This is a genomic window from Sinorhizobium sp. 8-89, assembly GCF_030124325.1.
Lineage (GTDB): Bacteria > Pseudomonadota > Alphaproteobacteria > Rhizobiales > Rhizobiaceae > Sinorhizobium.
The window spans coordinates 892,166-898,518 of sequence record NZ_JASKLR010000001.1; the positions used below are offsets into that span (position 1 = coordinate 892,166).

Below are 6,353 nucleotides of genomic sequence, written 5' to 3' on the forward strand. Positions count from 1 at the left end.
CGACATCTGCCCCGCGCGCAGGGCAGGCTTGCCGGCAGGTGCCTTGCTCCCCGCAAGTCGCCGTGGCATAGAGCGCCTATGCAGACGGCTGCACGGGTTCGATATGTATCGTCCCGAACATCCGCGGGGACGGCCTCGCTCCAGACAAGGGAGTTTGAAATGGCCTGGTTCACCCTTCTGCTTGCCGGCATTCTCGAAATCGGCTGGGCGATCGGTCTTAAATATACCGACGGTTTTACAAGGGTTACGCCCACGGTGCTGACAGTCGGATCGATGATCCTGAGTGTCGCGCTCCTTGGGATTGCTGTTCGTTCACTGCCGCTTGGCACCGCCTATGCCGTATGGACCGGCATTGGGACTGTCGGCACCGTCGTGTTGGGCATCTTCCTGTTTGCCGAGCCGGCGACGTTCATTCGTCTCGGCTGCATAGGCCTGATTGTCGCCGGTATCGCCGGTCTCAAATTTTTCGCCTAGCTTTCTGCATGTTTCCGTAAATCGGAGCCGATTTACGGATAAAACATGCAGCAATTCAAAGTGCTACAGCGTCTTTGGCGCATCTGACAAGACACGCGGGCGCTGTAGGGTGAGTTGTCTGTCGTAACGGCAGGCGACGCCGTGCTCGAGGCTATTTCAAGGCGTCGAGCGCCGTCGCGGCCGCCTGCATCTCCTGCCAGCGGTTCTCGCGGCGCCGGAAGGCCTCATCATCGGTTCCCCAATGTTCGATCTGCCAGTCCTCGTCGACATGGGCGGCGGTCCAGGCTTCCTCCGCTGTCAGCCGCCCCATGGCAAAGGCGAGCGCGAGCAGCGCTGATCCGGTGAGTGTCGTCAGCGTATGCAGGCAAGCGAGTCCGAGCGGCGTCGCAAACGCACGCAGGCCTTCGGCATAGGCCGAGATTGCTTCTGGAGGCTGTTCCTGGTGGATCACGCCCTCGATCAGAATGAAACGGGCGCCGAGCGATTGCGCTGCCCAGTCGAGGACTGGATTCCAGAGATCGTTCTGTCGTGCGACGAGCCCTTCCGGACTGTCGGCGCGATAGCAGAGAAGATCGCTGCCGGCGAAGCGCAGAATGTCGTCGAACACGGCGCGATGATCGACCGCGACGCCGTCGATCGCCGTGTTGACGATGCGCGTGATCGGCATTGCCGCCGGGTCGATGACCTCGGCTTGCGCATCCCACTCGGCCGCCAACAGGTCAGCAAGCTTGCGTGTCGGAACCGCAAGAGGGTGTCTTGCCGGCGTGCGCACCGTGCGGCCGTCAAGAAGCACGGCATGAGCGCCGTCGTCCGCGGGACCGATGCTCACGTCATTGTAGAAGCGCTTCGCTAGCGGCTTTTGCATCTGGATTTGTGCACGCCGCACCGGGTCTTCATGGCTCAGCGCGCCGCTCAACTCGTCGCGTATATCAGGCATGGTTGCGCTCCATCCATTCGATTATGTCTCCCGGTACGTGGGCAATGTGGTCGGCGCCAGCTTCGATCAGGTTCGGCACGGTTGCATAGCCCCAGGCGACCCCGAGAGCATCCGCGCCGGCCGCCTTCGCCATCTGCATATCGAAGATAGCGTCACCGATGACGATCGTGTCTTTCGCATCTATGCCCGCCTCCGCACAGCATTCCACGACCATGGCGGGGTGCGGTTTCGACGGGCAATCGTCTGCGGTCCGGGAAACGAAGAAGATCTTGTCTAGCCCATGGGTGGCCGAGATGTGTGTCAGGCCCCGGCGCGATTTTCCCGTTACGGCGCCGATCAGCAATTCATTACGCGTGGCGAGCGTCTGCAACATTTCGGCAATGCCGGGAAACAGCTGCTCCTGAAAGCCCGCTTCACCCCGCACCGAAGCAAAGATCTCCTTGTAATGTGCCGTCATTATGGTCGCTTGATCGTCGACGTGTTGCCGGCCCAACAGCCGGGCGATCGCTATGTCGAGCGTCAGGCCGATGATCGCCTTGGTCGCTTCGGTCGTCGGCCGCGGATGGTCAAAGGCTTCGAAGGTGCGGGCCATCACTTCGTGGATCAACCCGACGCTGTCGACCAGCGTCCCATCGCAATCGAACAGGACGAGTTTCATCAGTCTTCCCCGTCGGCCGTGTTTTCGTCGAAGCCGAGCAGGTTCCAGCTCTGCACCATGTGCGGGGGCAGGGGAGCAGTGACCTTCAGGCGCCCGCCATTCGGATGCGGAATATCGATATGCCGGGCGTGCAAATGCAGCCGATTCTGCATCCCGCCTGGGAAGGTCCAGTTGATGTCCGCCTCGAAGTATTTCGGATCCCCGATGATCGGATGGCCGATGTGCGCGGCATGGACGCGGAGCTGGTGCGTGCGGCCCGTATAGGGTTCCATTTCGAGCCAGGCGAGGTTCTGCCCGGCTTGCTCGACGATACGGTAATAGGAAATCGCATGATCGGCGCCTTCGTCGCCGTGTTTGGCAATCCGCATGCGGTCCCCGTCCGGCGTCTGCTCCTTGACGAGCCAGCTCGAAATACGGTCCTCGCGCTTGCGCGGCACACCTTTGACCAAGGCCCAATAGGTCTTCTTGGTGTCACGCTCGCGGAAGGCGGCGGTCAATTGCTGTGCTGCGCCGCGCGTACGGGCGACGACGAGGACGCCCGACGTGTCGCGGTCGAGACGATGCACCAGTCGCGGCTTTTCACCCTTCTGGCTCGTCCACGCTTCAAGCATCTTATCGACATGGCGGCTGACGCCGGAACCGCCCTGCACGGCAAGCCCGGCGGGCTTATTGAGCACGATCACCTTGGCGTCTTCGTGGAGCACCATGCGCGACAGCAACTCGCCATCGGGTGAGTGGCGCAGGTCACGACCGCCGATCGGACCCGTCTTGGTGTCCTTCGCATCAACACCGAGAGGCGGAATGCGTATCGTCTGGCCCGGCTGAACGCGCGTGTCGGATTTCGCGCGGGCGCCGTCCACACGGATCTGACCGGAGCGCAGCAGCTTCTGCAGCGGTCCGAAGCCGAGTCCGGGAAAATGCACCTTGAACCAGCGGTCGAGGCGCATTCCCGCCTCGTCGCCGTCCACCTGCCTGTGTTCTATGCCTGCCATCTGCAAAAATCCTGTTCTTCTACGGCACCGCGCGTCTTATCAGACGCGCAAAGGACGCTGTAGCACTTTGAATTGCTGGCTTTAGACCATTGCGCGCATCAGGGCCAGTCCGGCGAAGACGGCAAGGATGGAAAGAGTGACACTTGCGATGATATAGGCGACACCGAGCGTCTGCTGGCCGTGTTCCAGCAGCGTTATCGCATCCAGCGAGAAGGCGGAGAAGGTGGTGTAACCCCCAAGCACGCCGGTGATCAGGAACACGCGCATCTCCGCAGACGCCCCCATCTTGCGCATGATGAACTCCGTCAGGAAGCCGATCAGGAACGAGCCACTGACGTTTACGCACAAGGTGCCCAAGGGGAAGGCGGGACCGAACCGATGGAGCGTCCAGAGGCCGACGAGATAGCGTAGCACGGAGCCCAGCGCGCCACCGGCGCCGACGAGCAGGATATGGAACATGGAGCCGATTTCCGGGGCTGAGATGTGGACGACGATCGCTGGGCAAGAGCGCCCCGCGGCGGGGTGCAAAACCATTCGTTAAGTGGCACTGGCTAGCATTGTGAGAAATTTCTCATGCAGGTTTCCGGTCCAGGTTGGCGATGACAAAACGAGCAGTGAACTATACGCACTACGACCTCAAGGAACAAAGGGCCGGCACAACGATCGAAGTGACGCTGTCCGCCGTCGCCAACGTGCGGCTAATGACCGACGATAACTTCACGCGGTACCGGGAGACGTTGAAGCATCAGTTTCTTGGCGGCGTCGCGCGAAAATCGCCGCTGCGCATGACCATCCCTGAGGCCGCCCATTGGCACCTCGTCATCGACATGGAAGGTCACCACGGTCTTGCCGAGTCAAGTGTCCGCCTGGTCGAAACGGCTGGCCAGCCACGCTTTCAATCCATGTCGTGACTACAGCGCCGCGCGACTTATCAGACGCGCAAAGGACGCTGTAGCACTTAGAATTGCTGCACGTTTTCATCCTTAAATCGGCTACGATTTAAGGAAACATGCAGAAGCGCTGCCGTGGGCGTTGACGCCCACGGGATCGCATGGCCGTTCCTCAGCCGAGCCGCTCGGCGTGCCATTTCAGATGATCGTCCATGAAGGTCGAAATGAAGTAATAGGAATGGTCGTAACGCTCATGCATCCGCAGCGTCAGCCCTGTTCCGGTTCCCTTTATCGCCTCCTCAAACAACCAGGGTCGCAAGCCGTTCTCGAGAAATCCGTCCGCCTTACCCTGGTCGATCAGGAACTCCGGGAAGCGTGCCCCGTCCCTGACCAATGCGCAGGCATCGTACTGGCGCCAGGTCGTCTTGTCCGAGCCGAGATACTTTTCGAAAGCACCGATCGACCAATCGGCGGTCGAGGGTTCCACGATCGGCGCAAAGGCCGAACAGCTCCTGAAACGCTGAGGATTCTTGAGGGCGATGGTCATTGCGCCGTGCCCACCCATCGAATGGCCGAAAATGCCCTGTCGGCTCATGTCCATGCGAAAATGCTGGCTGACGAAGGCGGGCAGTTCCTCCGTGATGTACGTGTACATCTGATAATGCTCGGCCCAGGGCATTTCCGTCGCGTCGAGATAGAAGCCGGCGCCCTTGCCCATCTGCCAGTTGGTCACTTCGTCCGGCACATCGTTGCCGCGCGGACTGGTGTCCGGGCAGACGATGATGAGGCCAAGCTCCGAGGCCATGCGCCGATACTCGCCCTTTTCCATCACGTTCGCGTGGGTACAGGTAAGCCCGGACAGATACCAGAGGACTGGGCGCGGCTCGCTGATCGCCTGCGGCGGCACATAGACGGCAAAGGTCATTTCGCCCTTGCAGGCGGCCGAATCATGGGAAAAGACGCCCTGCATGCCGCCAAAGGCAGTATTTTGCGAGATGATTTTCATGACATACTCCTTGAAGTAGGACAGGCGTCAGCCGGCCAGCTGGACAGCGGCGTTGACCGCCGCGGCGACCAGCACGGTGTTGAAGAAGAACGAAACCACGGCATGCGCCAGATTGATGCGGCGCATCGCCGTTGTCGTGATCGCCACGTCCGATGTTTGCGCAGTCATGCCGATGACGAAGGCGAAATAGAGAAAGTCATAGCCGCCGGGCATGTCCGTTTCCGGAAACATAAGTCCGCGTGCCGGCTCGATCGGATCACGGCTCTCATCGTCCACCCAATAGACGTGCGCGTAGTGCATTGCCGCCATGGTGTGGATCGTCGCCCAGCCGAGTCCCACGGAAGCAAAGGCGAGGGGCAGTTCGAAGCCATAGCCCTGATCTTGCCGATTGAGCGCCGGGAAAAGTGACAGCAGCGAGACGGCAGCCGCAGCAAGCGTAACCAGAAAAATGACCGCTTCAGGTTCGTCGGTGCTATGCGCATGGTGTTCGAGATAACTTCCGGTCAAGCGCCTGAGCCGCACGGCCGCCTTGATGAGATAAACGCAGAAGAATGTGATGGCGGTGATCTCCAGCGCAAAGCGTGGAGCAAGGACCAGGGAGATCGGTAGGCTCAGCAAGGCGCAGCCAAGCGCGGCATAGAATGGCCAGTGTCGCAGCCTTGTCGTCCGTTTCATCGTGCGGCCCAGCGTCCTTCCGCGTTCATCTTTTGGCTTGGCGGCACAGCCGGTCAAGTGTCTCCAGGAAGGCTGAGCGGTCCCTTGCCGTGAAGGCTGCATTGTAGCCTTTGCTTTCGCCGGTTTCCCTTAAGTGCGCGCCGAGGTCGCGCATTGCGGAGGCCATGCCTATGTTGCTTTTGTCGAAGAGCCGACCGGACGGTCCGGTGACGAGCGCGCCAGCGGCGACACAGCGTGCGGCGAGCGGGACGTCCGCCGTAACCACGATGTCGCCTTCTCCTGCGCGTTCGGCGATCCAGTCGTCGGCTGCATCGAAGCCCGCCGATACGATGACGTTGTGCACCATCGGGTCTCGTGACGGACGCAGGCCGGAATTGGCGACCAAAGTCACCTTGAAACCGTGACGCTCCGCCACCTTCAGGATTTCCGCCTTCACGGGACAGGCGTCGGCATCGACATAGATCATGTTTGAACGCACTTCCGAACAGTCAAGAAGCGCCGGAATTCAATCGATTCCGGCGCTCTGTGATTCAGTTTGACAACTTAGTAGAGGACGACGCTGCGGATGCTTTCGCCGGAATGCATCAGTTCGAAGCCCTTGTTGATGTCGTCGAGCGGCATGGTGTGGGTGATCATCGGATCGATCTCGATCTTGCCCTCCATGTACCAGTCGACGATCTTCGGCACGTCGGTGCGCCCGCGCGCGCCGCCGAAGGCGGTG

Annotated in this window: 9 protein-coding genes and 1 pseudogene; 2 read left to right on the plus strand and 8 right to left on the minus strand. The window is 60.7% G+C overall.

Annotated elements, in window-relative coordinates; all coding sequences use genetic code 11:
* The first annotated feature begins 159 nt into the window (after window positions 1-159).
* Window positions 160-474 carry a quaternary ammonium compound efflux SMR transporter SugE gene (gene sugE / locus QN219_RS04395; protein ID WP_283998199.1) on the plus strand — a complete coding sequence of 105 codons (315 nt, stop codon included), beginning with the start codon at window positions 160-162 and terminating at the stop codon, window positions 472-474.
* A 151-nt stretch (window positions 475-625) separates the two neighbouring features.
* On the opposite strand, the gene QN219_RS04400 is transcribed toward sugE, so the two are convergent.
* The 4 genes from QN219_RS04400 to crcB form a co-directional block, all read right to left on the minus strand.
* Entirely contained in the window at window positions 626-1,411 is a 786-nt protein-coding gene (locus QN219_RS04400) for an ATP12 family chaperone protein (RefSeq protein ID WP_283998201.1), read from the minus strand.
* The gene (locus QN219_RS04405; protein WP_283998203.1) at window positions 1,404-2,069 is read right to left on the minus strand and encodes an HAD-IA family hydrolase; all 666 of its coding nucleotides are present in this window, start codon (window positions 2,067-2,069) and stop codon (window positions 1,404-1,406) included. The genes QN219_RS04400 and QN219_RS04405 overlap by 8 nt, the downstream gene beginning before the upstream one ends.
* Window positions 2,069-3,061, minus strand: coding sequence for an RluA family pseudouridine synthase (locus tag QN219_RS04410; RefSeq protein ID WP_283998205.1), 993 nt, complete (start codon window positions 3,059-3,061; stop codon window positions 2,069-2,071). The genes QN219_RS04405 and QN219_RS04410 overlap by 1 nt, the downstream gene beginning before the upstream one ends.
* Before the next feature lie 81 nt (window positions 3,062-3,142).
* Entirely contained in the window at window positions 3,143-3,520 is a 378-nt protein-coding gene (gene crcB / locus QN219_RS04415; protein WP_283998206.1) for a fluoride efflux transporter CrcB, read from the minus strand.
* A 140-nt stretch (window positions 3,521-3,660) separates the two neighbouring features.
* Here crcB and QN219_RS04420 point away from each other — a divergent pair, with 140 nt between their 5' ends.
* Entirely contained in the window at window positions 3,661-3,972 is a 312-nt protein-coding gene (locus QN219_RS04420; protein WP_283998207.1) for a DUF1883 domain-containing protein, read from the plus strand.
* Window positions 3,973-4,123: 151 nt separating this feature from the next.
* Here QN219_RS04420 and fghA read toward each other — a convergent pair whose 3' ends face one another.
* From fghA to QN219_RS04440, 4 genes and pseudogenes are all read right to left on the minus strand, one after another.
* Window positions 4,124-4,957, minus strand: a complete 834-nt coding sequence (gene fghA / locus QN219_RS04425; RefSeq protein ID WP_283998209.1) for an S-formylglutathione hydrolase — start codon at window positions 4,955-4,957, stop codon at window positions 4,124-4,126.
* Between the two features lie 27 nt (window positions 4,958-4,984).
* Complete coding sequence (locus tag QN219_RS04430; protein ID WP_283998211.1) at window positions 4,985-5,632, minus strand: DUF1345 domain-containing protein; 648 nt, start codon at window positions 5,630-5,632, stop codon at window positions 4,985-4,987.
* Between the two features lie 25 nt (window positions 5,633-5,657).
* A complete protein-coding gene (locus QN219_RS04435; RefSeq protein ID WP_283998213.1) occupies window positions 5,658-6,098 on the minus strand; it encodes a YaiI/YqxD family protein in 441 nt (146 codons plus the stop codon).
* A gap of 77 nt (window positions 6,099-6,175) precedes the next feature.
* A pseudogene (locus tag QN219_RS04440) lies at window positions 6,176-6,353 on the minus strand (S-(hydroxymethyl)glutathione dehydrogenase); the annotation flags it as partial.

What these genes read in the sequence shown, in the direction of transcription:
- sugE (WP_283998199.1), top strand. Translation starts at nt 160, where the DNA reads ATGGCCTGGTTCACCCTTCTGCTTGCCGGCATTCTCGAAATCGGCTGG.
- QN219_RS04400 (WP_283998201.1), bottom strand. Translation starts at nt 1,411, where the DNA reads ATGCCTGATATACGCGACGAGTTGAGCGGCGCGCTGAGCCATGAAGAC.
- QN219_RS04405 (WP_283998203.1), bottom strand. Translation starts at nt 2,069, where the DNA reads ATGAAACTCGTCCTGTTCGATTGCGATGGGACGCTGGTCGACAGCGTC.
- QN219_RS04410 (WP_283998205.1), bottom strand. Translation starts at nt 3,061, where the DNA reads ATGGCAGGCATAGAACACAGGCAGGTGGACGGCGACGAGGCGGGAATG.
- crcB (WP_283998206.1), bottom strand. Translation starts at nt 3,520, where the DNA reads ATGTTCCATATCCTGCTCGTCGGCGCCGGTGGCGCGCTGGGCTCCGTG.
- QN219_RS04420 (WP_283998207.1), top strand. Translation starts at nt 3,661, where the DNA reads ATGACAAAACGAGCAGTGAACTATACGCACTACGACCTCAAGGAACAA.
- fghA (WP_283998209.1), bottom strand. Translation starts at nt 4,957, where the DNA reads ATGAAAATCATCTCGCAAAATACTGCCTTTGGCGGCATGCAGGGCGTC.
- QN219_RS04430 (WP_283998211.1), bottom strand. Translation starts at nt 5,632, where the DNA reads ATGAAACGGACGACAAGGCTGCGACACTGGCCATTCTATGCCGCGCTT.
- QN219_RS04435 (WP_283998213.1), bottom strand. Translation starts at nt 6,098, where the DNA reads ATGATCTATGTCGATGCCGACGCCTGTCCCGTGAAGGCGGAAATCCTG.